Here is a 24,893-nt window from a genome sequence, read left to right as displayed (position 1 = left end):
CGGGTGATGGCCTGGCGGATCCACCAGGTGGCGTAGGTGGAGAACTTGTAGCCCTTGGTGTAGTCGAACTTCTCGACGGCGCGGATGAGACCGAGGTTGCCCTCCTGGATGAGGTCGAGGAAGAGCATGCCCCGCCCGGTGTAGCGCTTGGCCAGGGACACGACGAGGCGGAGGTTGGCCTCCAGGAGGTGGTTCTTGGCGCGCTGGCCGTCCTGGGCGACCCAGTGCAGCTCGCGGCGGTACCTCGCCTCCAGGTCGTTGCCCTGCGTGCCCAACAGGTGCTCGGCATACAGGCCGGCCTCGATGCGCTTGGCCAGCTCGACCTCCTGGGCGGCGTTGAGCAGCGCCACCTTGCCGATCTGCTTGAGGTAGTCCTTGACCGGGTCGGCCGTGGCGCCGGCGGTCACCACCTTCTGGGCCGGCTCGTCGGCCTCGTCGGTGTCCGAGACGGTGAAGGAACCGTCCTTGTCCTTGTCCCCGCCGCGCCTGCGGCCCGCCTTCTTGCCGGCGGCCTTCTCGGCCTCCTCCCGCCGGATGCGGTCGAGCTCGCCGGTCAGGGCCGCCACCGAGGGGGACATCTTGATGCCCTTGATGACCCAGCCGCGGAAAATGAACCCGTTGTGGGTCAGGAAGTCCCGGGCGACCACCGGCTCCTCCTCGTCGGGGATGACGAAGCGGGGCACGGGGCCGTGGCCGTAGGGCGCCAGGGTGATCGGGTCCTCCAGGGTCCCGTTGCCGGAGATCTCCAGGCCCTCGACCACCGTGCGGCTGCGCACGAACAGCGTGGCTCCCGGCGCGAGCCGCACACCCTTGAGCGCCTCGGGGGTGTTGAAGGGACGGCGCTTCGTGCCGTCGCCGTTGTCCTCCAGGCTCACGTCGAGGTAGTAGTCGCGCAGCTCGGGGGCGGGCTCCTCCTCGGCGTCGGCGCCGTCCTCGTCCTCCTCGTCGAGGTCGTCCTCATCCTCGGAGTCGTAGTCATCGTCATCGGAGTCATCGGAGTCCTCCGAGTCCTCGTCGGGGCCGTCCTCGTCGTCGAAGTCCTCGTCCAGGTCGAAGTCCTCGTTGTCCTCGGGGGCCTCGTCGACGTCGTCGGCTCGCTCGGTGCGCTGGCGCACAGCGGTGGAAGAAGCCACGGAGTTCCTTTCGCGGGGGCGGAGGTGCCGGATACGGCGGCGTCGTGGGACCCGACGCACGCCACCGACGCAGACAACCGTGTGATTGTAGCCTTTATTCCCCGCGGCTACCCCCGCCGGTCCGCGGGGCGGGTGAGGCGTCCCGGCCGGTGGCCGGCCAACCCGTCGGCTACCCTGAGGGCCATGAGCAACCTCACCACGATTATGGCGCAGGTGCGCGGGGGCGTCAGTCAGCGGATCGCCGAGGTCCTCGAGGCGGCCCGCAGCCGTTTCGACGGCCTGGAGCCCGCCGACGTCGAGCTCCTGGGGGCCGCGGAGGACCTGCTCAACGGTGGCAAGCGGATGCGTGCGGTGCTCGGTGCCATCGGTCTGGGCCTGTCGGTGGTCGGGGCGGAGCGCGAGGCCGTGCTGTCGGGGCCCACCGCCCGGCGCCTCGGCGCCGCCCTCGAGCTGTACCAGGCCAGTGCGGTCGTCCACGACGACGTCATCGACGCCGCGCTCACGCGCCGGGGCATGCCCGCCACCCATGAGCGCTTCGCCGCCGCCCACCGCGCCGCGGGGATGGTCGGCCAGGCCGCACCCTTTGGGCGCAGCGCCGCGATCCTGGTCGGCGACCTGCTCCTATCGGCCGCCGGGGCCGAGATGGGTGCCGCCGTGGCCGCGCAGGTGGCCGCCGGAGGGTCGGCCCAGGACGCGCTGGCCGCCCGCGACGCCTTCGACGACATGACCGCCGAGGTGGCGGTCGGCCAGTTCCTCGACGTGCGCTCACAGGTCGAGCCCCTGCCCAGCCCACAGCAGGACCCCGTGACCGCCGGGGAGGCCATGTGCGCCGCGGCGTTGCGGGTCGTGCGCCACAAGTCCGCCCGCTACTCGGTCATGCACCCGCTGCTCATCGGCGCGCTCCTGGGAGGGATCGCCTCGGGCGACTCGCGGTACCAGGCCCTGCAGGCCTTCGGCGAGGCCACGGGAATCGCCTTCCAGCTGCGCGACGACGTCCTGGGGGTCTTCGGTGACCCCGGGCTCACCGGCAAGCCCGCCGGCGATGACCTGCGCGAGGGCAAGCGCACCGTCCTGGTCGCCCTGGCGTGGCCGCGCACCGACGAGCAGGGCCGGCGCCTGCTGGCCGGCGTCCTGTCCAACCCGCGGGCCACCCCCGACCAGGTCGCCGACGCGGCCGCGCTCATCGAGGGCTGTGGCGCCCGAGAGGCGCTGGAGGAGGAGATCGAGACCCATCGGAGCCGTGGGCTGGCCGCCCTGGAGGGCACCGGCCTCGACGCCGACGCGCAGCAGGACCTGCGCGAGCTGGCCGTGCTCCTGACCTCGCGCAGCGCCTGAGGGCTGCGCGGCGGTGGCCCTGGAGGACCGCGGGGGACCTTACACTCAGCCCGTGGTCAAGGATTCCCTCACCGGTCGTCTGGTCGACTCTCGCTACGAGATCGTCGACCGCGTGGCCCGCGGCGGGATGGCAACGGTCTACCGCGCCCATGACCGGCGCCTCGACCGGGTCGTGGCCCTCAAGCTCATGCACGCCCACCTGGCCGACTCCCCCGACTTCGTGGCGCGCTTCCGCCGTGAGGCCCGGGCAGCGGCACGCCTGTCCAACCCCGGCGTCGTGGCCGTCTACGACCAGGGCAGCCTCGACGGCGTGGCCTACATCATCATGGAGTTCGTCGAGGGCCCCAACCTGCGCGACCTCATCTCCTCGGGCCCTCTGACCGTGGGCGAGGCCCTGGGACTGACCGCCCAGGTGCTGCGCCCCCTGGGCGCCGCCCACCGCGCGGGCCTGGTCCACCGTGACATCAAGCCCGAGAACGTCCTGCTGCCCCAGGACGGCGCGGTGGCCAAGGTCGCCGACTTCGGCCTGGCCCGCGCCGTGACCGAGGCGACCCAGACGACGACCGGCAACGTCCTGGGGACGGCCGCCTACCTGGCGCCCGAGCTCATCACCTCCGGTGCCTCGACCCCACGGGCGGACGTCTACTCCGTGGGGGTGATCGTCTACGAGCTGCTCACCGGCGAGCAGCCCTTCGCCGCCGACTCCCCCATCCAGATCGCCTTCCGCAACGTCCACGAGGACATCCCGGCGCCCTCGGCCCTCGTGCCGGGGCTCGCCCCGGCCGTCGACGGGCTCGTGGCGGCCATGACCCGCCGGGACCCCCAGGAGCGCCTCGGGGCGGCCGACGAGGCCCTCAACCTGCTGCGCTCCACGGTGGCCGGGCTGACCGAGGCCGAGCTGGGCCTCAGGCGGGCGGGGACGCCGGGGACGGGGAGCACCCAGGAGGTGCTGACGGCCAACGCCGAGGCCGCCCGCACGGCCATGGGCGTCCAGGACGAGGCGCCCACCGGCACCGAGGAGCCCGGTGGACAGCCGGGCTCCGGTGCCAAGGAGGCCACCCCGGGCGCCGGCATGCGCACCGTGTCCCTGCCGATCGGCTCGATCGGCCCCCAGGGCGCGCCCGAGGCGGACACGACGACCCGCGCCCTGGCGCGCGACGAGCTCGACCGCAGCGCCGACAACCAGGAGACCACCCGGGTGACCCGAGGCACCCGCCGCTCACCGCGGCGCAGGGCGGTGCTGGGGGCTGGGGCCCTGGCCGCCCTGGGGGCAGGCGCCTCGGGCCTGTGGTACGTCACCCGGGGCCCGGGGCGGACCGTCGCGGTGCCCGACATCCGAGGACTGAGTCAGCAGGACGCCCAGGCGCTCATTGAGGGCAAGGGCCTGGCCTGGGGCGCCCCCACACGCGCCTACTCCGACACCGTCGAGGCCGGTCTGGTCATTTCCTGCTCGCCTGAGGTCGGCATCCGGCTGCGGCTGGGCGACGCCGTCACCGCCGTCATCTCCCGGGGCATCGAGCAGATGGAGGTCCCCGACGTCACCGGCCTGACCCAGGAGAAGGCCACCACTGCCATCACCGAGGCGGGCCTGACCCCGGGGGCGGTCACCCAGGACTACTCCCAGGACGTCGAGGAGGGCCTGGTCATCTCCTCCGACCCCGAGGCCGGCACGGTCGTCAACCACTCCTCGGCCGTGGCCATCGTCGTGTCCCGCGGCCGCCAGCCCGCCACCGTGCCCGACGTCACCGGTATGAGCCTGGCCGACGCCACCACGACCCTGGAGGCCGCCGGGCTGGCCCTGGGCACGAAAACCGAGGCCTACTCCGACACGGTGGCGGAGGGCCTGGTCATCTCCTCGGACCCCCGGGCCCAGGCGGTGGGCTACTACAAGGGCGACACGGTCGACCTCGTCGTGTCCAAGGGCCCCGAGATGGTGACCGTCCCCGACGTCACTGGCATGAGCGAGCAGGAGGCCACGGCGGCCCTCGAGGCCGCCGGGCTCGTCGTCCAGATCTCCCACGTGCTCGGCGGGTTGTTCGGCACGGCTCGCTCCACCGACCCCGCGGCGGGCGAGAGCGTCAAGAAGGGCTCGACCGTCGTCCTGACCATCGTGTGAGCCGGGCTGACCGGCTCCCGGCTCACTCGGCCCGCAGCGAGGCCCCGGCTGCTCAGCCCCGCAGCAGCTCGGCGACCTCAAAGGCCATCTCGAGGGACTGCTGGTGGTTGAGTCGCGGGTCGACGAGGGTCTCGTAGCGCCTGGCCAGCGCCGCCTCGTCGATCTGCTCGCCACCGCCCAGGCACTCAGTCACATCGTCGCCGGTCAGCTCGACGTGGATGCCGCCGGGCACGGTGCCCAGCTCGCGGTGGACCTCGAAGAAGCCGCGAACCTCGGCCATGATCGTGTCGAATCGGCGGGTCTTGTAGCCGTTGTCCGAGGTGATCGTGTTGCCGTGCATCGGGTCGGTGATCCAGGTCACGGGACGTCCGTCGGCCTGGACGACCTCGATGAGGGCGGGCAGGGCCTGGCGGATACGCTCGGCACCCATACGGGTGATGAGCGAGAGCCGCCCGGCGTCCCCGTTGGGGTTGAGGTGGTCGATGAGGGCCAGGAGCTCGTCGCGGGTCGTCGTCGGACCGATCTTGACGCTCACCGGGTTGTGGACGCCTTCGAGCAGGGCGACGTGGGCGTCGCCGGCGCCCCGGGTCCGCTCCCCCACCCACAGCAGGTGGGCGGAGGTGTCATAGAGCCGCCCGGAGCGGGAGTCCTGGCGGATCATCGCGTCCTCGTACTCCAACAGGAGGGCCTCGTGCGAGGCGTAGAAGTCGACCTGGCGCAACGCGTCGAAGTCGACGCCGGCGGCTTCCATGAAGCGCATCGCCCGGTCGATCTCGACGGCGAAGGACTCGAAGCGCTTGTAGGCGGGGTTGGCCATGAACCCCCGGTTCCAGGAGTGAACCTCGCGCAGGTCGGCGTAACCGCCCATTGTGAAGGCGCGGATGAGGTTGAGCGTCGTGCCGGCGCGCAGGTAGGCGTCGAGCATGCGGGCCGGGTCGGGGACGCGGGCCTCGGGGGTGAAGGCGTGGTCGTTGACCGAGTCGCCGCGGTAGGACGGCAGGGTCACCCCGTCGCGGGTCTCGGTGTCGGCGCTGCGCGGCTTGGCGTACTGCCCGGCCATGCGCCCGATCTTGACCACGGGGGTGGAGGCCGCATAGGTGAGTACCGCGGCCATCTGGAGAATCGTCTGGACCTTGAGGCGGATGGAGGTGGCCGAGGAGTCCTCGAAGGACTCGGCGCAGTCCCCACCCATGAGGACGAAGGCCCGGCCCTCGCTGGCGGCGGCCATCTGGCTCCGCAGCGCGTCGACCTCACCGGCGAAGACCAGGGGCGGGCGGGAGCGCAGGTCCGCCCCCACGGCCTCGAGCGCCGCCGCGTCCGGGTAGGCGGGCTGCTGGTGCGCGGGGCGGGAGCGCCAGCTCGGGACGGCGTTGCGGGGCGCGTTGAGGTCGTTCATCACGACCGCCAGCATAGGTGAGGCGCGCGAGGGCCCCCACCTCCCGCCGCAGGGCGGGACGCGGGGGCCCTCGCGTCGGTGAAGGCCTGCGGGTCAGTGCCCGGGGGCGACGTCGGCGGCCTCGAGGCTCTGGCCGATCTCGGCCATGAGCGCGGTGAACCACGACTGGGTGATGTCGAAGGGCTTGGCCCCGGCGATGCGCGGGAAAGCGATCGCGGTCAGCTCATCGCCGTTCTCCTCGTCCTGGCCGATGACGCCCGACACGCCCTTGAGGGCGCAGTCGACGGCCAGGTCGCACATCTGCTTGATGAGGGCCAGGTCCTCGGCGTTGGCGGCCGCGGCGCGCGAGTAGTAGCCCGACTTCTGCACCATGACCTTCTCGGCGCCGATGAGGGAGGCGAACTGCTTGGCGAACCACTGGCCGGGGTTGATGGTGTCAAGCTTGACGTGGCCGAAGGGGTCGCGCTGGACCTCCTGGCCGGCGGCCTCCATCTCCGCGATGATCTCGGGCACGCCCGCGCCCTCGGACAGGAAGATGTTGACGTTGCCCTGCTCGTCCATGATGGCCTTGAGACGCTCGGCCTCGGCGGCGATGTCGAGCTTGGCCTCGGGGACGAACACGGCGTGGACGTCCCAGCGCTCGCGGGTCAGGCCCAGCGAGGGGGCCCAGCTCTTCGTGCCCAGCAGCTCGTGGTAGCGGCGGGCGGTCTCGGCGGTGAGGTAGCCGCAGTTGCGGCCCATGCACTCGTGGACGATGAGCATGCGCGGGTTGGAGCGGTGCTCGCCGATGATGTTGAAGGCGAAGCCCGCGCCCTCCTCGGCGGCGGTCCAGGCGCCCAGGGACTGGCGGACGGGGATGACGTCATTGTCGATGGTCTTGGGCAGGCCGACGACGGTCAGCTCGTAGTCGTTGTCGTGCAGGTAGGCGGCCAGGTCGGCGGCGGTCGTGTTGGTGTCGTCCCCGCCGATGGTGTGCAGGACGTCGACGCCGTCCTTGCGCAGCTGCTCGGCGGCGAACTCCAGGGGGTTGACGCCCTCGGCGACCAGGCCGCGCTCGACGAGGTTCTTGGCGTTGGTCAGCTTGACGCGGGAGTTGCCGATGGGCGAGCCACCGAACTCCCGCAGGATGCCGGCGTTCTTGCGGGCCTCGTCGTCGATGACGACGTAGTTGCCGGTGAGCAGGCCGTGGTAGCCGTACTGGTAGGCGATGATCTCAATGTCCGGGGCGACCTCGGTGTAACGCTCGATGAGGTCGCCGACGGCGGCGGACAGGCAGGGGGCGAAGCCGCCCGCGGTGAGCAGGGCGACGCGACGGATCGACATCGAGAACCTTTCAGGTTGGGGGCTGCGACCCGGCAGCCGCCGGGAACGGGCCCACCGGCTGCCGAGACGTGGCGGCAGATGCCGCGCCTCCAGCAGTCTACCCGCCCGAATGCGAGCCGGGCCCCTCCCCCGCGCGAGATCGGCACGTGTGGCTCCTTGACGTCACACCCGGTCAATTGCTCGATGTGTTCCCGGCGGGCTCGCCGTCCTCGGAGTCCTGCCCACTATCGGCGTCCGCCCCGGGCTCTTCACTCCCCTCCCGCACGGGCGGCTCGGGGACCTCGACGTCGGGCGCAGGACGGCCGCCAGGGGCCTCGACGCGGGCCGCGGCGGGGCGGCGCGCCGCCTGGGCGGCGAGCATCTCGGCCACGACCTCATCAGCGCTCTTCTTCTCGGCGTCCATCGCCTTCTTGACGTCGGCGGCGTAGAGGTCGACGTACTCCTGGCCGGACAGCGTCATGAGGGCGTACATGATCTCGTCGGTGATCGAGCGCAGGACGAAACGGTCGTTGTCCAGGCCCTTGTAGCGGGAGAAGTCGAGCGGCTCACCGACGACGATGCCCACCCGGTGCCGGGTCGAGGGGATCGCCTGGCCGATCGGCTGGGCCAGGTCCGATCCGATCATGGCCACGGGGATGACCGGCGCCCCCGTGGCCAGGGTGATGCGGGCCACCCCGGTCTTGCCCCGGTACAGGCGCCCGTCGGGGCTGCGGGTGCCCTCAGGGTAGATGCCGAAGAGCTCACCGGCGTTGAGGCGGTCAATACCTGCCTGAAGGGCGGCCTGGGAGGCGCGGCCCCCCGAGCGGTCCACCGGGATCGTGCCCACGGTCGTCATGAAGCGCTTGACCGCCCAACCTTTGACGCCCTTGCCGGTGAAATAGTCGGACTTGCCGATGAAGGCTACCTCACGGTCCATGAGCAGCGGCAGGAAGAACGAGTCGATAACCGCCAGGTGGTTGGAGGCCAGGATCGCGGCGCCCTCGGCGGGGATGTTCTCCTCGCCCCGGATCCAGGGCTGGTAGAGCATCTCCATGGCCGGCCCCACGGCGGCCTTGATACCTCGGTACCCCAACGCGGGACCTCCTGTGCTCCTCAGCGGGTGGATCGGGCGGATGGGCCGCCCGGCTGCCCGGCCCGCGCGGGAGCGGGGCGACGGCTGGATCGGCTGCTCACGGCAGTTTAGCCTCACCCCGTGCCCCGCGACGCCTCCTCGGACCCGCCCCGCCTCGGGCCCGCCGGAGCGGCTGGACCCGCCGGGCCCGGTGCGCAGGCCGCCTTCGAGGACATGGGCACTCCCTTGCGCGAGGTGACCTTCGTCGTCGTCGACCTGGAGACCACCGGAGGGCCGCCCGGTGCGCACGCGATCACCGAGATCGGGGCGGTCAAGGTGTGCGGCGGTGTCGTCGAGGCCGAGTTCGCCACCCTGGTCAACCCTGGCGCGGTGATCCCCGCCCAGATCACGGTCATGACCGGCATTACCAACGCCATGGTCGTCACCGCCCCGCCGGTGGGTGAGGCGCTCCTGTCCTTCCTCCAGTGGGCTGGACTGGGCCGGCAGGCCACGGTGCTCGTGGCGCACAACGCCCGCTTCGACGTCGGACACCTGCGGGGCGCGGCCCGTGCCCTGGGCTTGGAGTGGGATGAGCCGACCGTCCTGGACACGCTGACCATGGCGCGCAAGGCATGGGGCCGCTCCGAGGTGCCCAACCACCGCCTGGGCACGCTCGCCTCCTTCACCGGTTCCCCCACCTCACCCACCCACCGGGCTCTCGACGACGCCCGGGCCACCGTCCACGTTCTGCACGCGGCCCTCGAGGCACTGGCTCCGTCGGGGGTGTCCCACCTGGAGGACCTGGCCACGGTCGGCGACCCGGTGCCCGCGCGGCGCCGGGCCAAGAGCCGCCTGGCGGACGGGCTGCCGATGACCACCGGCGTCTACCAGTTCCTGTCCCCCGCCGACCAGGTCCTCTATGTCGGCAGCGCCGTCAACCTGCGCCGTCGGGTCCGCTCCTACTTCACCGCCGCGGAGAAGCGTTCCAAGGTCGCCCAGATGCTCGACACGGCGGTGCGCGTGCGCGTCATCGAGACGCCCACGGAGATCGAGGCCCGGGTGCGCGAGCTGCGCCTGATCGCCGAGCTCGACCCTCCGGCCAACCGACGGTCCCGCACCCCCGACCGGCGCCCGTGGCTCCGCCTCGTGCCGGCGCCCGAGCCCCGCCTGGCAACGACGACGGTGCTGGCCAGCGAGGAGGCCTCCCACGCCGTCGGCCCCTTCCCGTCGCGCTCGGCGGCCCAGGAGGCGCAGCGTGCCGCCGAGTCGGTGCTCCGTCTGCGTGCCTGGGACGGGCGGGGCATGCGCGAGCTGCGCGGTGACGACCGTCCCGGCGGTCCGGCTGAGGCGCTGCGTGTGCTCTCCGGCGAGGTCGACCTCGTCGCCGCTCCCCTGCTCGAACGCATCGGGGACCTGTCTGCCGCCGAGCGCTACGAGGAGGCGGGGTTGTGGACCCGACGGCTGCGTAGCCTCCTGGCGGCCACGGCGCGGGCCGAACGGGCCCGTCCCCTGCTGGGATGCCCCCACCTCATCGCCGCCCGGCGACGGCCAGCCGGCGGATGGGAGCTCGTCGCCGTGCGCTGGGGCATGCTGGCCGGCTCCGCCCTCACCCCGCCCGGCGCCGACCCCCGCCCGGCGGTCGAGGCGTTGCGGTCCACCGCCCAGGTGGTGGACCGCCCGGCGCGGGTCGGGGGTGCAGCGAGTGTCGAAGAGACCCTCCTGCTGGCCGGATGGGTCCTGGACGACGGCGCCAGGCTGGTCGAGGTCGACGGCGGCGAGTCCGTCCTGGAGGGCTTGTCCTGGCCGGTGGGCGCGGCGGCACGCCACCATCGGGTGCTCGCCTCAGGGCTGGGCCTGTCCGATCGCGCCTGAACCCGCATGGGCCCCGCCGCCCGCATGAGTCGCGGATGCGGCGATCTGGGGGTGCCATATGTCCCGATCTCGAGGTGCCATATGTCCCGATCTCGCGGGAAGGGCGGGGAGGGGGTGGGTCAGCCGGCGGGGACGACGGTGCCGGGACGTGAGGTGAGCGCCGCGGCGACGGCCTCCTGGAGGCTCATGGGGTCCAGTGGCCGGGAGACGACCGCCTCCGCCTTGGACCATGCGGCCAGCCAGTGGTCCTGGGGGCGGGCGGTGAGCAGGACCACCGGCGGCCGGTCATCGAGCTCGGTGTACAGCTCGTGGGCCAGGCCCATGCCGCCGAACTTCTTCGTCTCGGCGTCCAGGACGAGGGCGTCGAAGGGTGCCAGCCCCGCCTCGGCCCGGTCCTTGATGGCCAGACGCACCCCCTCGGCCGTGGCGGCGTGCGTCCACGACACCAGGGGCAGGCCCTTGGCCGGACGGCGCCCCACCCCGTCGACGACCTCACGGCGGACGGAGGAGTCGTCGGAGAAGACGAGGATCTCGAAGCGGTCAGTGTCGGCCTGGTCGGTCATGCGGTCCTCCCGGGACAAGGCGATGGACGTTCAGCGGTCAGTGTAATCGCACGATGACCCGGTTCCCGATGACCGCGGCACGACCTACGATGACTGACGTCCAGGACTTCGGTCCTAACCCGTTCCGGTGCCCGGCCCCGCCGTCGGGCCGGGCAGACGGAGCAGGGGCGCACCGAGGCCTCACCGCACACGAAAGGCAGGCCCATGGCCGTGTACACCCTTCCCGAGCTCCCCTACGACTACGCCGCGCTGGAGCCCCACATCTCCGCCAAGATCATGGAGCTTCACCACGATCGGCACCACGCGGCCTATGTCGCCGGAGCCAACGCCGCCCTCGAGCAGCTCGAGGCCGCCCGCGCCGCGGACGACCTGGCGGCGATCAACCTGTGGGAGAAGAACCTCGCCTTCAACCTCGGTGGCCACACGAACCACTCCGTGTTCTGGAAGAACCTGTCACCCACCGGCGGCGGCGAGCCCGAGGGCGAACTGGCCGACGCGATCAAGGACTCCTTCGGCACCTTCGCCGCCTTCAAGAAGCACTTCGCCGCCGCGGCGCTGGGCATCCAGGGCTCGGGCTGGGCCGTCCTGGCCTACGACTCCCTGTCGGGCAAGCTCGTCGTCTTCCAGCTGTTCGACCAGCAGGGCAACGTGCCGGTGGGCACCATCCCGCTGTTCATGGTCGACATGTGGGAGCACGCCTTCTACCTCGACTACCTCAACGTCAAGGCCGACTACGTCGCAGCCGTGTGGAACATCGCCAACTGGCAGGACGTCTCCGAGCGCCTCGCGGCGGCCGTCGCCGGCACGCAGGGGCTCATCCTGCGCTGAAATCTCTGCGCAGGCAGGAGCCACCTGCCGCATGAGCGAGGGGCCGGAGGCGGTGCGACCGCCCCGGCCCCTCGTCCGTCTGAGGCTGTCGGGTCAGGACCTGGCCCGGTTAGTAAAATAGAGGCACCGGGCAAGCCCCGGGAGGGCCGGGAGGGCTCAGAGCACCGCGGCGATGTCCATGACCCACGCGGCCGCGGACGAGCCGGTCGCGGGGTTGGCCGGCTGGAGGAGGACGACCCGCGAGCCGGCGGGCACGCCCACGAGTCCCTCCATGCCCGTGGCCTGAGTCATGTCGAGGGGCTGGACCTCCCCCAGCTCCCAGCTGGACTGCATCTCGGAGTCGTCCCACGGGATGTAGGCCATATGGGTGATGAGGGTCGAGTCGGCGGCCACCGGGGTGCCGGTCCCGCGCGCCACGACGATGACCTCGACCGCAGTGGGCTCGGCGGCACCGGCATTGACCGAGATCGTCGGCGCCGCACCCAGGTCCCCACTGAGGGCGATGCCGCGGTCGGCCAGCGCCTGCTCGCCCTCCATCATCGCGCCAGCGGTGGCTGCCGCCACCGACTCGGAGTTGAAGACCTCGGTGACCTCGACGACGAAGACGAGCGTGCCCGTGGGCCGATCGGTCGACGCGTCATCGCCGTAGGCCATGTCGGCAGGGATCGACATGAGCAGGCGGTCACCCGCGGCGTGCCCCATGAGGCCGCAGGTCCACCCGGGGATGACGGCGTTGAGGGCGAAGGCCGCCGGCCTGCCCCCGGAGTAGGAGGAGTCGAAGGGCTCCGTGCCGTCCCACTGCCAGCCCGAGTAGGACACGGCGACGACGTCGCTCTGCTGCTCAATGGTCGCGCCCGTGCCCTCGGTCAGGGTCTTGACGGTCAAAGCCTCGGGAGCCGCCTGCCCAGTCCAGGTCAGTGACGGCTGCGTGCCCGGGTCGCCCGCGACCTGGGGCAGGGCCGCCGAGTCGGTCTCGATGGCCTCGGCCGAGCAGTCCACGCCCGCCGTGACCTGGGCCGTCGAGGAAGCGGTGGCCGACGCGGCGGCATCACCCGATCCCGAGCAGCCCGCCAGCGCGAGGGCCGCGCTCAGTACGAGGCAGGGCAGGGCCATAAGGGGCGTGCGGCGCACGTGTTCTCCTTGGGTCTGATAGTGACGGGCAGGTGCCGGGGGCGGTCCGGCGGGCCCGGGACGGGCGTGGCGCAGGTCAGTGGAATCAGTGGAAGGACTCCCCGCATGCGCAGGTGCCCGCGGCATTGGGGTTGTCGATGGTGAAGCCCTGCTTCTCGATGGTGTCGGCGAAGTCGATGGTGGCACCCGACAGGTAGGGCACGCTCATCCGGTCAACAACCACCTCGACGGCGGCAAGCTCCTCGGAGCCGGTCGGGAAGGAGCGCAAGGCGTCGCCGTCCAGGAGCCGCTCGTCGAAGTAGAGCTGGTAGACCAGGCCGGAGCAGCCCCCGGGCTGGACCGCCACCCGCAGGCGCAGGTCGTCACGCCCCTCCTGGACCAGGAGGCTGGCGACCTTGGCGGCCGCGGGCTCGGTGAGGACCACCTCGTGCTCGGGCGCGGCGGCCGCGCCGGTCGCCTCAGTGGTCTGCGTCGTCTCAGTGGTCGTCTGTGCCATGGCTAGTCTCCTTGCGTCGGCGGGATGGACTCACCGGCCCTCAACACCGCGAGGGGCGATCGTCTTCCGCCCCCACCCTACGACGTCGCGCCACGGGCCCCGGCGTGACGGCACTCACCGTCGCTCCTGGTCAGGCCAGGGTCACGAGGTCGAGGTAGTCCTCCCCCCACAGGTCCTCGTCGCCGTCGGGCAGGAGCAGCACCCGGTCGGGTGACAGGGCGCGCACCGCCCCCACGTCGTGAGTGACCAGGACGACGGCGCCGGTGAAGGAGGCCAGGGCGCGCAGGACCTCCTCGCGGCTGGCGGGGTCGAGGTTGTTCGTCGGCTCGTCGAGCAGCAGGACGTTGGCGCTGGACACGACGAGGATGGCCAGGGCCAGACGCGTCTTCTCCCCGCCTGACAGGACCCGCGCGGGCTTGTCGGCGTCGGCCCCGGAGAACAGGAAGGAGCCGAGCACCGAGCGCACCTGGGTGTCGTCCATCTGCGGGGCCGCCGAGCGCAGGTTGTCGACGACCGTGCGGTCGGTGTCGATAGTCTCGTGCTCCTGGGCGTAGTAGCCGATCCTCAGGCCGTGCCCGGCCAGGACCTCACCGGAGTCGGGCTCCTCGACGCCCCCGAGCAGCCGCAGGAGGGTCGTCTTGCCCGCGCCGTTGAGGCCGAGGACCACGACCCTGCTGCCGCGGTCGACGGCCAGGTCCACCCCGGCGAAGACCTCGAGGGAGCCGTAGGCCTTGGTCAGCCCGGCCGCCCGCAGGGGCGTCCTGCCACAGGGGGCGGGGTCGGGGAAGCGCAGGTGGGCGACCTTGTCGACCGCCCGCTCGTCCTCCAGCGAGGACAGGAGACGGTCGGCCCGACGCAGCATCTGCTGGGCGGCGACCGCCTTGGTGGCCTTGGCCCGCATCTTCTCGCCCTGGGCGCGCAGCGCCGCCGCCTTCTTCTCGGCATTGGCCCGCTCCCGGCGACGACGGTGCTCGTCGTCGGCCCGCTGCTTGAGGTAGGCCTCCCAGCCCAGGTGGTAGACATCGAGCGCACCGCGGGAGGCGTCCAGGTGCATGACCTGGTTGACGGTGTCGCGCAGCAGCTCGACGTCGTGGCTGATGACGATGAAGCCGCCGGAGTAGGTGCGCAGGTGGTCGCGCAGCCACAGGACCGAGTCGTGGTCGAGGTGGTTGGTGGGCTCGTCCAGGAGCAGGGCGTCGGGCTGCTGGAACAGTACGCGGGCCAGCTCGACGCGACGGCGCTGACCTCCCGAGAGCGTCCCGATCTCCTGGTCGAGCACACGGTCGGGCAGGCCCAGGGCTGCGGCGATGCGCGCGGCCTCGGAGGCGGCGGCGTAACCCCCCGCCATCGTGAACTCGTGGTCCAGCCGGGAGTAGCGGTCCAGGGCCTTGGCCTGGGCGTCTCCGGTGGTCGAGGCGATGCGCTCCTCGGCCCGGCGGATGCGCTCAAGGAGCGCGTCGATCCCACGGGCCGACAGGATGCGGTCGCGCGCGACCTGGGCTAGGTCGCCGACCTTGGTGTCCTGGGGGAGGTAGCCCACCGAGCCGGTGGCCGTAATGAGGCCCTCGTGCTCGACGGCGTCCAGGCTGTGCCGCTCGTCGGCGTCGGCAGAGGCGCCGGTTCCCTGGGCGGCGCTGGCCGCCGCCAGGAGCTTGGTCATCGTGGTCTTCCCCGCGCCGTTGCGCCCCACCAGCCCGATCCGCATGCCCTTGTCGACACGGAATGAGGCCTCCGCGACGAGCCTGCGTGCGCCGATGCGCATGGTCAGTGCCTGGACGTTGATCACGGCCGACATGCTACGGGCACACCGCGCCGCCGCCGCCCCGCAGAGGCGGCGGCGGCGCGGGTGATGCGCCACAGCCGGGGCGGCCCCCCGGTCGGCCGCGGCCCCGGGCGGTCAGTCCCACCACAGCCAGGTGCCGACCGGGCCGTGGGTCCAGTACCGCCGCAGGGTCTTGACCTCATCGGGCATGGCCAGGGCGTCCAGGTCGTAGCGTCGGCTCACCAGGGCCCAGACCTCCCGGCAGTGGCAGTGCTCGTCGTGGATCTCGCACAGCTCGTGGTCGAGCAGGTCGGGGTCGGCGACCCACAGCCCCTCGACGCTGAGGCGCTCGTCGCGTCTTTGGGGACCGATGGCGTAGCCCGACAGGCGCACCCTGCCCCCGGCCCGCGCACAGGCGCGCAGGAGGGTACCCAGCGTGGGTCCGAGGTTCTGGCGGTCTTCGAGCTGGGCTCTGGGCAGGATGTCCAGGAGACGGCGCGCCGTGGCGGGCCCCAGGTCGTGGAAGGGCGTGTAGTCGTCCACCGGGACGCCGTCGTCGATCAGCCCGGTGGGCGCCAAGCCGTAGTCTGCCGGCAGGACCGTCGAGCGCAGGTCGTCGCGGCACTGGGCGAGCTCGTGCCAGACGCCCGCGCGCACGCTCCACCCGCGTGGTCCGTACATCCCCTCGGTCTCCTCGGCGGCGCCGGGGCCCGCTCCCCGGGGGTCGGGGGCGGGGTCGGCCTGCGGTGCGGGCGGGCCGGACGACGGGGTGGGCCCGGCGTCGGCGGGCAGGGCGGAGGCGGGCAGGGTCGTGCTCATCTGGCTCTCCTCGTGCTGGTGCTCGGTGGTGCGCGGCACCTCCGCCGCCGGAGGGCCACGGGCCGGATGGGAGACACCGACCTCCTCCACAGTGGGACCACCGTCCCCGGCCCCGCCCCGGCCCTGTGGACGCAGGTGGCGCAGGGTGGCGCGAAACCCGCCTGTGGAGCACCTCGGGCCACCCGGCTCGCCTCGCTCGAAGTTCGGCGGAGATGCCTCGGCGGCGCACCATTCGCGGTAGCCTTCAAAGGCCAGCCCGTCGCAGCGGGCTCATCCCCTACCCTGACCGCCTCGACACCCCGCGCCGGGTGCCGCGGCGGCCGATGGAAAGGCCATCCATGGCAACAACAACATCCACCCCTGAGGCGATTCTCGAGGCCGTCGGCGGCCCTGACAACATCATCCATCTCACCCACTGCGCGACCCGGCTGCGCTTCGAGCTCAACGACGCCTCGGTCGTCGACAAGGCCACGGTCGAGGCGATCCCGGGCGTCATGGGAGCCGTGCCCCAGGCGGGCGACCGCTACCAGATCGTCATCGGCGGCGCCGTGCAGGGCGTCTACACCCAGATCATGGAGCTGCCGGCGATGAAGTCCGGCGGCGGGCAGTCCGACGCGGACGTCAAGGCCGCCGCCCGCGCCAAGGCCCGGGGCAAGAACGCCTGGGTCGACGCCTTCTTCGAGTACCTGTCCGACTCCTTCCGCCCGCTGCTGCCGGTCCTGCTCGGTGCCTCGATGATCGTGGCCCTGGAGGCCGTCCTCTACTCGCTCGGGGTCATCGAGTCCTTCACCGATGACGTCGCCAAGGGGCCGACGTGGGTGTTCGTCGACGCCATGTTCCGGGCCGTGTTCTACTTCCTGCCGCTCATGGTGGCCTTCAACGCCTCCAAGAAGCTCAATGTCGACCCGTGGGTCGGAACGGCGATCATGGCCGCGCTCATGACGCCCAACTTCATGAGCCTGGGCGACAAGGCCTACACCGCGGCCTCCGGCTCCTCGGGCCTGTTCACCGAGGCCATGAAGTTCTCCTCGACGACCTGCAGCTACAACGAGACGCTGGCCTCCGAGCTGTGCACGGCGCGGGTCTTCGGGCTGCCGCTCCAGCTCAACGACTATGGCGGTCAGGTCTTCGTGCCCCTCATGATGGTGGCGCTCATGGCGCCCCTGTACAAGACCATCAAGCGGATCGTCCCCGACAACGTCCAGATGGTCTTCGTCCCCTTTCTCACCTTCCTCATCATGATGCCGCTGACGGCCTTCCTCATCGGCCCGCTGGGCGTGTGGATCGGCACCGGCCTGGGTACCGCCCTGTTCTGGCTCAACGACACGGCGCCCTTCGTCTTCGCCATCGTCATCCCGCTGGTCTACCCCTTCCTCGTGCCGCTGGGCCTGCACTGGCCGCTCAACGCGGTCATGCTGGCCAACATCGCCAACGACAAGACGGGCAACATCGACTTCATCCAGGGCCCGATGGGTGCCTGGAACTTCGCCTGCTTCGGCGCGACCGCCGCTGTGCTGGCCCTGTCGATCAGGGACCGGGACAAGGAGATGCGCCAGACGGCCTCCGGCGCGCTGGCCGCCGGTCTGCTCGGTGGTATCTCCGAGCCCTCCCTCTACGGTATCCACCTGCGTTTCAAGCGCATCTACCCGCTCATGCTCGTGGGCTGTGCGGTCGGTGGCCTCATCATCGGCATTGGCGGCGGTGTCGACACCAACACCTTCGCCTTCACCTCGCTGCTCACGATCCCCGTGTTCACGCCGATGGCCCTGTACGCCATCGCTGTCGCCGCCGCCTTCGTCACGGCGTTCTTCCTCATCTTCACCTTCGACTACCGCACGAAGGAGCAGAAGGCCGAAGCGCGCGCCGCTGTGGGCGCGGGCGGCGGGGCGGTCGAAGCCGACCCTGCTCAGGTGGAGGCCGATCTTGCCGCTGAGCAGGCCGCTGAGCATGCCGCCGAGCCGGCGCCCAAGCCGGCACTCGTGGCCGGCACGGTCACGCGGATCGCCGCCCCGCTGACCGGGGAGGTCATGGCCCTGGAGGACGTCGCCGACCCGGTGTTCTCCTCCGGCGCGGTCGGCAATGGCGCGGGACTGACCCCCGTCGGTGAGATTGTCGTGACCGCCCCGGCCGACGGCACCGTCGTCGTGGCACCCGCCTCGGGGCACGCCTTCGGCATCAACCTGGACTCCGGCGTCGAGATCCTCATCCACGTCGGCCTGGACACGGTCAACCTCGAGGGCAAGGGCTTCGACGTCAAGGTCTCCCAGGGCGACCGGGTCACGGCCGGCCAGGAGCTCGTGCGGGTCGACCGCACCGTCATCGAGGAGGCCGGGTACCCCCTGACCACCCCCGTGCTGGTCACCAACACCGCCACCTTCGCCTCGGTGGAGGTGGTCGCCGACGGCGAGGTCGCCTCCGGAGCCACACTGCTCCAGGTCACCGCCAAGGACGAGTGAGTACCGCCCGGCACTACCGGAGCGCACCATCGTCGCGGGGCGGGAGGGGATCACCCTCCCGCCCCGCGGGGTTGTCGTGTGCGTGAGCCGGGCCGTCCGGTGGCCTCCCGTGGCCCCGGCTCAGGCGCGCACCCGCAGCTCCCAGAAGGCGACGGCCGCCGCGGCGGCCACGTTGAGGGAGTCGACAGCACCGGCCATGGGGATGCGCACGACCGCGTCGGCCCGGGCCACCGTGCGCCGGCCCAGCCCGTCGCCCTCGGTGCCCAGCACGAGCGCCACCCTGGAGTCCGGACCGGCACATGCCGGGCTCGCCGAGAACTCCTCCAGGCTCACGGCCTGGGGCGACAGGGCCAGGGCAGCGACGGTGAAGCCGGCGGCGTGGAGCTCACCGAGCTCGGGCCACCGGGGCAGGCGCGTCCACGGCACCTGGAAGACCGTGCCCATCGACACCCGGACGCTGCGCCGGTACAGCGGGTCGGCACAGCGCGGGGTGACCAGGACCGCGTCGACGCCCAGCGCGGCGGCCGAGCGGAAGGCCGCCCCGACATTGGTGTGGTCGACGAGGTCCTCCAGAACCGCTACCCGCCGGGCCCCCGCCCCTGCGCGGCAGCCGGCGAGCAGCGATCCGACACCGGCCAGGGCGGGCCGGTGCATCGCGGCCAGGGCGCCCCGGTGGAGGTGGAAGCCGGTGACGTCCTCGAGCAGGCTCTCGGGGGCGAGGAAGACAGGCACCTGGCCCCCGTCTCCACGCCCCTGGCAGCCGCGGGCCGCCTCAATGACCGGACGCATCTGCTCCAGGTGCCGTTCGGCCATGAGGAAGGACCGGGGAGCGTGTCCGGCGGCCACGGCGCGCGCAATGACCTTGGTCGACTCCGCCATGTACAGGCCGCGCTCGGTCTCCAACCGGCGCCGCAGGGCGACGTCGGTCAGGCCCATGTAGTCGGCCAGTCGCGGGTCGCCGGCGTCCTCGAGCTCGATGATCACGCGCTACGGTCCTTCCTCGCCGCCGCCCGTAGAACGGGCGCCGCAGTGCTCACGCCTCAGTAGCCGACCGGCGGGATCGAGGCGGGGGGCTCCTGACGCGACCGCCGGGTGGGCAGAGTCGTCGTCTCAGTGGCGCTCGCAGGCGCGGCGCCGTCGGCGACCTGGGTGGCCGACGCCACCTCCCCGCGTGCCTCGGCCAAGGCCTCCTCGGGGGCCTGGAGGTTGGTCTGGGCCAGGTCGGAGGCGATGTCGAGGCCCGAGTCCATGCCCGTCAGGTCGACACCGGAGCGCTCCTCGGTCCCGGAGCCCGCGTCGCCGGGGCCCGAGGGGGTACTGCCGCCCAGCGCGCCCGCAATCCCGTCGAGGGCGGCGGTGAACTCGGTGGGCACGATCCACATCTTCGAGCTCGTCCCGTTGGCGATCTTGGGCAGGGTCTGGAGGTACTGGTAGGCGAGCAGCTTGGAGTCGGCGTTGCCGCGGTGGATGGCGTCGAAGACCTGGAGGATGGCGCGGGACTCGCCCTGGGCCTTGAGGATGGCCGACTGCGCCTGACCCTCGGCGCGCAGGATCGCGGACTGCTTGTCGCCCTCGGCGGTCAGAATCTGGGACTGCTTGACGCCCTCGGCGGTCAAGATGGCGGCGCGCCGGTCGCGCTCGGCGCGCATCTGCTGCTCCATGGCCCCCTGGATCGAGGCCGGCGGGTCGATGGACTTGAGCTCGACGTTGCTCACCCGGATCCCCCAGCGGCCGGTGGCCTGGTCCAGGACCCCCCGCAGCTGGCCGTTGATCTGGTCGCGGCTGGTCAGGGTCTGCTCGAGGTCCATCGCGCCGATGACATTGCGCAGCGTCGTCACCGTCAGCTGCTCAATGGCCTGGAGGTAGTGGGAGATCTCGTAGGTGGCCCGCTTGGCGTCGGTGATCTGGTAGTAGATGACCGAGTCGATGGACACGACGAGGTTGTCGGAGGTGATGACCGGCTGGGGCGGGAAGGACACGACCTGCTCGCGCAGGTCGACAGTCGTGCGCACGCGGTCGATGAAGGGCACGAGGAAGTGCAGTCCGGCGCCGTACTCGGCCTGGAACTTCCCCAGGCGCTCGACGATGATCGCGTTGGACTGCGGGACGATCCGCACCGCCTTGGCGATGGCGACGATGACGAACAGGAGTAGAAGGATGAGGATGGTCAAGGGAACGACGGCGTAATCGTTCATCAGGCAACCTTTCGTGTCGAGAGGGTCGGCGGGTGGCCGGCCCCGGGTCAGGACGGTGGACGGGCAGCGGGAGGACCGGGATCCGCTCGCGCTCGGCGTGCACGACCGGAGTCACGGCCGGTGTCAGTACCGGTGTCAGTACCGGTGTCACCGCGGCCCGTACGGAGAGGGCACGACCGAGGTGAGTGCCACCTGGCTGACGGACACGCCCCAGCGGCGCGCCCCCTGGTCCAGCCTCCTGCGCAGCTGATCACCGAGCTGGTCGCGCAGGGTCAGGACCTGGTCGAGGTCGAGGGTGGCAACGACCTCCGCCTGGGTCGCCCTCGCCAGCTGCTCGAGGGCCGGGAGGTGGTTGTCGGCCTCGTAGGCGAAGCGCGCGGGGTCGGTGACCCGCCAGCGCAGCTCCATCCCGATGCCCACCTCTTGGCGGTCGGCCGTGACCAGCGGCCGGAGCGGGAAGGAGGCGACCATCTCCCTGAGGTCGACAGTCATGCGCACGCGGTCGAGGCAGGGCACGACGAGGTGCGCGCCGGCGCCGCGCACGGCATGGAACCGCCCCCGGCTCTCGACGAGGGCCGCCCTGGACCGGGGAACCAGCCGCACCGCCGCGAACAGGACGCCGATGAGGTACGGCCGGCACCAGGACGAGGGTGATGCCCACCAGGTTGTCGACGCTCATGGCAGTGTCTTCACTGTCTTCACTGCCTTCACTGCCCTCGCAGCCTTTGCGCGGCCAGGTCGAGCCGTCCCGGGCGCGGAGGTCATGACGGGGTCACGACGGCCACGGCGCCGTCGATGGCGGTGACGGTCACGGTGGCGCCCGGCTCGACCCGGCCTCCAGACCCGTCTGCGGCCGTCGGGGCCAGCCGGGCGCTCCACTCCTCGCCGGACAGGCGGACGCGCCCACCGTGGGTGTCGATGGCGGTCAGGGCCGTGGCCTGACGGCCGATACGCGCCTCGGCGTTGGTGCGCATCTCCGGCGTGCCGGACAGCAAGTGGCGCTTGGCCCAGGGACGCACCGCCACGAGCAGGAGGGTCGACACGAGCGCGAAGACGAGGACCTGGCCCCACAGCGGCACCCCGAGGGCGGCCGCCCCGGCCGCACCCAGCGCGCCACCGGCGAACATGAGGAAGGTGAGGTCCGCCGTGAGCGTCTCAATGACGCCGAGGACCAGTGAGGCTCCAATCCACCACAGCCATGCCATCGTGGGTCTCCTTCGTGTCGTGTCGTGTCCGGCGTCGTGTCGTCTGCGCGGTGCGCAGCGGCGCTCAGGAGCGGTGTTGCCGGGTGGGGGCGCCTCGAGCCGTGTAGCGCCCACGGTCGGTCGAGACCTCCAGGGGCAGGTCGAAGGCAGTGGTCATCACCTCGTCGGTCAGGACCTGCTCGACGGGTCCCTGGGCCACGACCCGGCCCTGGCGCAGGGCCAAGGCGTGCGTCCAGCCCACCGGGATCTCCTCAAGGTGGTGGGTGATGAGCACGACCGAGGGAGCGCCAGGCGAGGAGACAATGTCGGCCAGTGCCGCCAGGAGCTGTTCGCGCCCGGCGACGTCGAGCCCGGAGGCGGGCTCGTCGAGGACGAGCAGCTCGGGGTCGGGCATGAGCGCCCGGCCGATCTCAACCCGCTTGCGCTCACCGGAGGACAGCCGTCCCCAGGCGCGCTCGGCCAGGTGCCCCGCACCGAGGGCGGCCAGGATCGCCCTGGCGCGATCGACGTCGAGGTCGTCGTACTGCTCGCGCCACACCCCGATCCTGCCGTAGGAGGCCGACAGCACGACCGCCAGTGCCGTCTCCCCTCCCTGGACGTGCCCGGCCAGGGCCGAGGAGCACAAGCCGATCCGGGGGTGCAGCTCGGCGATGTCGACCCTGCCCAGGTGCTCGTCGAGAAGCTCGACGGCGCCCGAGGAGGGGAAGAGCCGGGCGGCGGCGATGCGCGCGATCGTGGTCTTGCCCGCCCCGTTGGGTCCCAGGATCACCCAGTGCTCGCCCTCCTGGACCCTCCAGCTGACATGCGACAGGATCTGAGTCGTCCCACGGTGCAGCGAGACGTCGTCGAGGGCGAGCACGGTGGTCATGGCCTCACCCTATCGTCTGGAGGCCCGATGCCGGCACGCTCGACAGGGGCGGCCTGCCCATGGCGCCGGCTCCCCGGTGCCGGGGCGCGCCGTCGGGGCACGCGGCCCTCCAGGCGTTAGTGTGCGCTGGTGTGAGCACCCTGGACCTGCCCGTCTCCGTCCTGCTGGCACTGTGGGCGCCGCTGCCCTCCTCCCGAGGGGCGCAGGTCGTCCAGGGGCCGGACGGGGCCCACACCGTCAGTGACGATGCCGCGCCGTGGGGGCTGGGCCGCCTGGACCTGGGGGCGTGGCTGCACGAGCTGGGCCCGCTGCTGCGGGCCGGCGCCCTGCTCGTGTCCCCCGCCGACCCCGTGCCGGGGCTGCGGGAGGCGCTCGACGCCGGAGAGGCGGTCGTCCTGGAGACGGCCCAGGGGCGCCGGATGCTGCTCGTGCCCCGTCGCAATGGCACCTCGGTGACCTGGGAGGTCACCGAGCAGGACATCGCCGTGGCGCCCACCGATCCCACCTATGCCCGCCGCGAGGTGCACCAGGCCACCGAGCAGGCCATCGACGCCCTCGTCGAGCTGGACCTGGCCCGCGAGCGCCCGGACCTGGCCGACGAGCTGTCCGACCTCATCACCGCAGTGACCGATCCCCGGCTCATCCCCCCGACGCTCGAGCCCCGGCGCCGGACACTGCTGGAGCGTTCCCTGCGCCTGGAGGCGATCTGTGCGACCGCCCTGAGCGATGACGGGGCCGCCGTGTCGGCCGTGCAGGCCCAGCGCCGCCAGGGTGCCCTGCGCCCCCTGCGGGTGGTGGCCCGCCGGGGCGTGGGCGCGGCGACGCAGTGGTGGGCCGGCTGACCGTTGCCGGTGGGTGGTGGCCCGGGGTTGGTCCGTCCCTGGGCCACCGCCCGCCGCGGTGTGCCTGCGGCCGGCGGGCTCCGGTACTCAGCCCTGGTCGAGGACCCAGCGGTAGACGTCCATCGTGCGCTCGGCGATCGCCTCCCAGGCGAAGTGCTCCTCGACTCGCCGGCGGGCGGCGGCGCCCATCGTCTTGGCCAGGGCCTCGTCCATGACCAGGGCGGTGAGGCGCTCGGCCAGGTCGGCCTCGAAGCGGGCGGGGTCCTTGGGCGTGCCCGTGCCGTCCTGGACCTGGTCGATGGGCACGAGGTAGCCCGTCTCGCCGTCGACGATGACGTCGGGGATGCCGCCGGTGGCCGACCCGACCACCGGCAGGTCGACGGCCATGGCCTCGAGGTTGACGATGCCCAGGGGCTCGTAGACCGACGGGCACACGAAGACGTCCGAGGCCGACAGCACGGCGATGAGCTCGGGCCGGGGAAGCATCTCCTCGATCCAGACCACGCCGGTGCGCTTGTCCCGCAGGCCGGCGACCAGGCCCTCGACCTCGGCCTTGATCTCGGGGGTGTCGGGGGCGCCGGCGCACAGGACGACCTGGACCTCGGCGGGGAGCTGCTCGCAGGCGCGCAGCAGGTGGGGCAGGCCCTTCTGCCGGGTGATGCGGCCGACGAAGACGACGGTGGGACGGCTCGGGTCGATCCCCAGGCGTGCGAGGGTAGCCTCGCTCAGGGCGTCGGCCTCGGAGCCCGTGGGCCGCTGCCAGGCCGCCAGGTCGATGCCGTTGTGGACGACCTTGACGCGATCGGGGTCGACGGCGGGGTAGGAGCGCAGGATGTCGGCTCGCATGCCGTTGGACACCGCGATGATCCCGGCGGCGGCCTCGTAGGCGGTGCGCTCGGCCCAGGAGGACAGGGCGTAGCCTCCGCCGAGCTGCTCGGCCTTCCAGGGGCGCAGCGGCTCCAGGGAGTGGGCGGACAGGACGTGGGGGGCGCCGTGGAGCAGGGAGGCCAGGTGCCCTGCGAGGTTGGCGTACCACGTGTGGGAGTGGACGATGTCGGCGCCCGCGCAGCCGGCGGCCATCTCCAGGTCGACCCCGAAGGTCCGCAGGGCCGCGTTGGCCGACTCCAGCTCGGCGATCTCGGGGTATCCGGTGACGCCGGGGTCGGCGCCCTCGGTGCCCGGCTCGCGCGGTCCACCGAAGGCGTGCACCCGCACGTCGGCCAGGGGGCGGAGCACCTTGGCGAGCTCGTTGACGTGCACTCCGGCGCCGCCGTAGATGTACGGAGGATATTCTTTGGTCAGCAGGTCTACCCGCATGGGTGAGTCTCCTCGCTCGCGCGCCCGGGCGCGCGGTAGATGAAGTGGTGGGGGCCACGAGGGGCGCGGGGCGCGCACCCCGCGGCGTCCCCTTCCGACCGTATCGGCTCGCGGCCCCCGGCGTGCGGGTTTCGCGGCTGTCCGCCCGATTCCGGCTGCGCCGGCCAACCGGTGAGATCCCGGTC

The 24,893-nt window shown here is 72.1% G+C and carries 21 protein-coding genes; 6 read left to right on the top strand and 15 right to left on the bottom strand.

Annotated features, from left to right (window positions below; genetic code table 11):
- A partial coding sequence (locus Q4C85_RS04780) for a sigma-70 family RNA polymerase sigma factor (RefSeq protein WP_303140149.1) occupies positions 1-1,133 on the bottom strand: 1,133 nt, incomplete at its 3' end.
- A gap of 183 nt (positions 1,134-1,316) precedes the next feature.
- Between Q4C85_RS04780 and Q4C85_RS04775 the strand changes: the two genes are divergently transcribed.
- Together Q4C85_RS04775 and pknB are read left to right on the top strand one after the other, a co-directional pair.
- A complete protein-coding gene (locus Q4C85_RS04775) occupies positions 1,317-2,468 on the top strand; it encodes a polyprenyl synthetase family protein (protein ID WP_303140147.1) in 1,152 nt (383 codons plus the stop codon).
- 52 nt (positions 2,469-2,520) lie between these two features.
- The gene (gene pknB / locus Q4C85_RS04770; protein WP_303140143.1) at positions 2,521-4,584 is read left to right on the top strand and encodes a Stk1 family PASTA domain-containing Ser/Thr kinase; all 2,064 of its coding nucleotides are present in this window, start codon (positions 2,521-2,523) and stop codon (positions 4,582-4,584) included.
- 52 nt (positions 4,585-4,636) lie between these two features.
- Here the strand turns inward: pknB and Q4C85_RS04765 are convergent, their stop codons facing one another.
- The 3 genes from Q4C85_RS04765 to Q4C85_RS04755 all read right to left on the bottom strand — a co-directional run bounded on the left by Q4C85_RS04765 (position 4,637) and on the right by Q4C85_RS04755 (position 8,375).
- Positions 4,637-5,980, bottom strand: coding sequence for a class II 3-deoxy-7-phosphoheptulonate synthase (locus Q4C85_RS04765; RefSeq protein WP_303140141.1), 1,344 nt, complete (start codon positions 5,978-5,980; stop codon positions 4,637-4,639).
- Between the two features lie 93 nt (positions 5,981-6,073).
- On the bottom strand, positions 6,074-7,303 hold the full coding sequence (locus Q4C85_RS04760) for a pyrophosphate--fructose-6-phosphate 1-phosphotransferase (RefSeq protein WP_303140138.1): 1,230 nt from the start codon (positions 7,301-7,303) through the stop codon (positions 6,074-6,076).
- A gap of 172 nt (positions 7,304-7,475) precedes the next feature.
- The gene (locus tag Q4C85_RS04755; protein WP_303140135.1) at positions 7,476-8,375 is read right to left on the bottom strand and encodes a lysophospholipid acyltransferase family protein; all 900 of its coding nucleotides are present in this window, start codon (positions 8,373-8,375) and stop codon (positions 7,476-7,478) included.
- Positions 8,376-8,495: 120 nt separating this feature from the next.
- On the opposite strand from Q4C85_RS04755, the gene Q4C85_RS04750 reads away from it, so the two are divergent.
- Positions 8,496-10,226 carry a DEDD exonuclease domain-containing protein gene (locus tag Q4C85_RS04750; protein WP_303140132.1) on the top strand — a complete coding sequence of 577 codons (1,731 nt, stop codon included), beginning with the start codon at positions 8,496-8,498 and terminating at the stop codon, positions 10,224-10,226.
- A 119-nt stretch (positions 10,227-10,345) separates the two neighbouring features.
- On the opposite strand, the gene Q4C85_RS04745 is transcribed toward Q4C85_RS04750, so the two are convergent.
- Complete coding sequence (locus Q4C85_RS04745; RefSeq protein ID WP_303140130.1) at positions 10,346-10,789, bottom strand: hypothetical protein; 444 nt, start codon at positions 10,787-10,789, stop codon at positions 10,346-10,348.
- 204 nt (positions 10,790-10,993) lie between these two features.
- On the opposite strand from Q4C85_RS04745, the gene Q4C85_RS04740 reads away from it, so the two are divergent.
- Entirely contained in the window at positions 10,994-11,617 is a 624-nt protein-coding gene (locus Q4C85_RS04740) for a superoxide dismutase (protein ID WP_303140127.1), read from the top strand.
- Positions 11,618-11,773: 156 nt separating this feature from the next.
- On the opposite strand, the gene Q4C85_RS04735 is transcribed toward Q4C85_RS04740, so the two are convergent.
- From Q4C85_RS04735 to Q4C85_RS04720, 4 genes are all read right to left on the bottom strand, one after another.
- Entirely contained in the window at positions 11,774-12,748 is a 975-nt protein-coding gene (locus tag Q4C85_RS04735) for an FKBP-type peptidyl-prolyl cis-trans isomerase (RefSeq protein ID WP_303140124.1), read from the bottom strand.
- Between the two features lie 85 nt (positions 12,749-12,833).
- On the bottom strand, positions 12,834-13,244 hold the full coding sequence (locus tag Q4C85_RS04730; RefSeq protein WP_303140121.1) for an iron-sulfur cluster assembly accessory protein: 411 nt from the start codon (positions 13,242-13,244) through the stop codon (positions 12,834-12,836).
- 130 nt (positions 13,245-13,374) lie between these two features.
- Positions 13,375-15,039, bottom strand: coding sequence for an ABC-F family ATP-binding cassette domain-containing protein (locus Q4C85_RS04725; RefSeq protein WP_303140119.1), 1,665 nt, complete (start codon positions 15,037-15,039; stop codon positions 13,375-13,377).
- A gap of 102 nt (positions 15,040-15,141) precedes the next feature.
- A complete protein-coding gene (locus Q4C85_RS04720) occupies positions 15,142-15,825 on the bottom strand; it encodes a hypothetical protein (protein ID WP_303140118.1) in 684 nt (227 codons plus the stop codon).
- Positions 15,826-16,163: 338 nt separating this feature from the next.
- Between Q4C85_RS04720 and Q4C85_RS04715 the strand changes: the two genes are divergently transcribed.
- Entirely contained in the window at positions 16,164-18,281 is a 2,118-nt protein-coding gene (locus tag Q4C85_RS04715) for a glucose PTS transporter subunit IIA (protein ID WP_303140115.1), read from the top strand.
- 120 nt (positions 18,282-18,401) lie between these two features.
- Here Q4C85_RS04715 and Q4C85_RS04710 read toward each other — a convergent pair whose 3' ends face one another.
- The 5 genes from Q4C85_RS04710 to Q4C85_RS04690 form a co-directional block, all read right to left on the bottom strand.
- Positions 18,402-19,265 (bottom strand): RNA methyltransferase, encoded by an 864-nt coding sequence (locus Q4C85_RS04710; RefSeq protein ID WP_303140112.1) that lies wholly within the window; start codon positions 19,263-19,265, stop codon positions 18,402-18,404.
- A 56-nt stretch (positions 19,266-19,321) separates the two neighbouring features.
- A complete protein-coding gene (locus Q4C85_RS04705) occupies positions 19,322-20,476 on the bottom strand; it encodes an SPFH domain-containing protein (RefSeq protein ID WP_303140110.1) in 1,155 nt (384 codons plus the stop codon).
- A gap of 147 nt (positions 20,477-20,623) precedes the next feature.
- Positions 20,624-21,079 carry an SPFH domain-containing protein gene (locus Q4C85_RS04700; RefSeq protein ID WP_303140108.1) on the bottom strand — a complete coding sequence of 152 codons (456 nt, stop codon included), beginning with the start codon at positions 21,077-21,079 and terminating at the stop codon, positions 20,624-20,626.
- A 158-nt stretch (positions 21,080-21,237) separates the two neighbouring features.
- Positions 21,238-21,681, bottom strand: coding sequence for an NfeD family protein (locus Q4C85_RS04695; protein WP_303140107.1), 444 nt, complete (start codon positions 21,679-21,681; stop codon positions 21,238-21,240).
- Positions 21,682-21,745: 64 nt separating this feature from the next.
- Positions 21,746-22,549: an ABC transporter ATP-binding protein gene (locus Q4C85_RS04690; RefSeq protein ID WP_303140104.1), complete on the bottom strand. Its 804-nt coding sequence runs from the start codon at positions 22,547-22,549 to the stop codon at positions 21,746-21,748.
- A gap of 131 nt (positions 22,550-22,680) precedes the next feature.
- Here Q4C85_RS04690 and Q4C85_RS04685 point away from each other — a divergent pair, with 131 nt between their 5' ends.
- Positions 22,681-23,391 (top strand): hypothetical protein, encoded by a 711-nt coding sequence (locus tag Q4C85_RS04685; RefSeq protein WP_303140103.1) that lies wholly within the window; start codon positions 22,681-22,683, stop codon positions 23,389-23,391.
- Positions 23,392-23,478: 87 nt separating this feature from the next.
- Here Q4C85_RS04685 and glgA read toward each other — a convergent pair whose 3' ends face one another.
- Positions 23,479-24,708: a glycogen synthase gene (glgA, locus tag Q4C85_RS04680; protein ID WP_303140101.1), complete on the bottom strand. Its 1,230-nt coding sequence runs from the start codon at positions 24,706-24,708 to the stop codon at positions 23,479-23,481.
- Positions 24,709-24,893: the final 185 nt, after the last annotated feature.

The sequence above is a fragment of the Actinomyces sp. genome (assembly GCF_030524025.1).
Lineage (GTDB): Bacteria > Actinomycetota > Actinomycetes > Actinomycetales > Actinomycetaceae > Actinomyces.
This window is presented reverse-complemented; position numbering and strand designations above follow the sequence as displayed.

Bases quoted from the DNA above. Each gene is read 5' to 3' on its own strand.
- Q4C85_RS04775 (WP_303140147.1), top strand. From the start codon at position 1,317: ATGAGCAACCTCACCACGATTATGGCGCAGGTGCGCGGGGGCGTCAGT.
- Q4C85_RS04765 (WP_303140141.1), bottom strand. From the start codon at position 5,980: ATGAACGACCTCAACGCGCCCCGCAACGCCGTCCCGAGCTGGCGCTCC.
- Q4C85_RS04760 (WP_303140138.1), bottom strand. From the start codon at position 7,303: ATGTCGATCCGTCGCGTCGCCCTGCTCACCGCGGGCGGCTTCGCCCCC.
- Q4C85_RS04745 (WP_303140130.1), bottom strand. From the start codon at position 10,789: ATGACCGACCAGGCCGACACTGACCGCTTCGAGATCCTCGTCTTCTCC.
- Q4C85_RS04740 (WP_303140127.1), top strand. From the start codon at position 10,994: ATGGCCGTGTACACCCTTCCCGAGCTCCCCTACGACTACGCCGCGCTG.
- Q4C85_RS04730 (WP_303140121.1), bottom strand. From the start codon at position 13,244: ATGGCACAGACGACCACTGAGACGACGCAGACCACTGAGGCGACCGGC.
- Q4C85_RS04725 (WP_303140119.1), bottom strand. From the start codon at position 15,039: ATGTCGGCCGTGATCAACGTCCAGGCACTGACCATGCGCATCGGCGCA.
- Q4C85_RS04720 (WP_303140118.1), bottom strand. From the start codon at position 15,825: ATGAGCACGACCCTGCCCGCCTCCGCCCTGCCCGCCGACGCCGGGCCC.
- Q4C85_RS04715 (WP_303140115.1), top strand. From the start codon at position 16,164: ATGGCAACAACAACATCCACCCCTGAGGCGATTCTCGAGGCCGTCGGC.
- Q4C85_RS04705 (WP_303140110.1), bottom strand. From the start codon at position 20,476: ATGAACGATTACGCCGTCGTTCCCTTGACCATCCTCATCCTTCTACTC.
- Q4C85_RS04695 (WP_303140107.1), bottom strand. From the start codon at position 21,681: ATGGCATGGCTGTGGTGGATTGGAGCCTCACTGGTCCTCGGCGTCATT.
- Q4C85_RS04690 (WP_303140104.1), bottom strand. From the start codon at position 22,549: ATGACCACCGTGCTCGCCCTCGACGACGTCTCGCTGCACCGTGGGACG.
- glgA (WP_303140101.1), bottom strand. From the start codon at position 24,708: ATGCGGGTAGACCTGCTGACCAAAGAATATCCTCCGTACATCTACGGC.